This window comes from Oleiphilus sp. HI0043, from assembly GCF_001634935.1.
Genome location: NZ_LWEY01000221.1, coordinates 1 through 734, shown reverse-complemented (window position 1 = coordinate 734; position 734 = coordinate 1). Strand labels below are relative to the sequence as shown.

The 734-nt window shown below is 45.6% G+C and carries 1 pseudogene; it reads left to right on the top strand.

Annotated features, from left to right (window positions below):
- Nucleotides 1–16: 16 nt before the first annotated feature.
- Nucleotides 17–734 (top strand): annotated as a pseudogene (locus A3729_RS03525) (chitobiase/beta-hexosaminidase C-terminal domain-containing protein); the annotation flags it as partial.

Genomic DNA, 734 nt, shown 5'->3' with positions numbered 1-734 from the left:
TCAATTAGAACTAGCAATGACTCAAGCACAAGGCCTACCAGATATCCGCTATGTGTTGAATGGTTCAGCGCCAGAATACAACTACTCGGCACCGATTTCGGTTTCTGATGGCACCACGGTGACCGCTTATGTAATACAAAGGGTTGATGGCCAGGACTATGCATCAGAAGAATCTGAATTTACCCATTCGACCTGCCCTATTGCTGATATTCCTCAATCCAATAGCCCTAGTTGCCCATCCACCTACGATATCGAACTCGGCAGCTCGAATACTTTTAATCAGGCTATTACGATGGCCAATGAAAGTGATCCCAACTCGTATACTTCTTGCTCATACGGTCATGGCGCAAACTACTATGAAGACCCGGGAATACTTGACCGAGAGCAGTTCTACGTCAATGCCCAGCTGCATGGATTAAGTCGATATTGGCATGAAAATGGGCAGATCTCTTCTCAAGGCTATTATAAGGAGGGAAATTCTCATGGTCTGTCCGAAGCCTGGTATGACAATGGCATCAGAATGTCACAAAATTATACTTACAACGGCGAATACTGCGGAGCCCAGACAAGTTGGTATGCAAGTGGTCAAAAAGAATCCGAAGACTATTATGCTGATGGCGAGAAACACGGCCTCTCAAGCGATTGGTATGAAAATGGGAATAAGGAATTTGAAGCGCACTTCGCGAATGGCAGTTACCATGGCACGCTAAAACGATGGAACGAAGATGGTACAC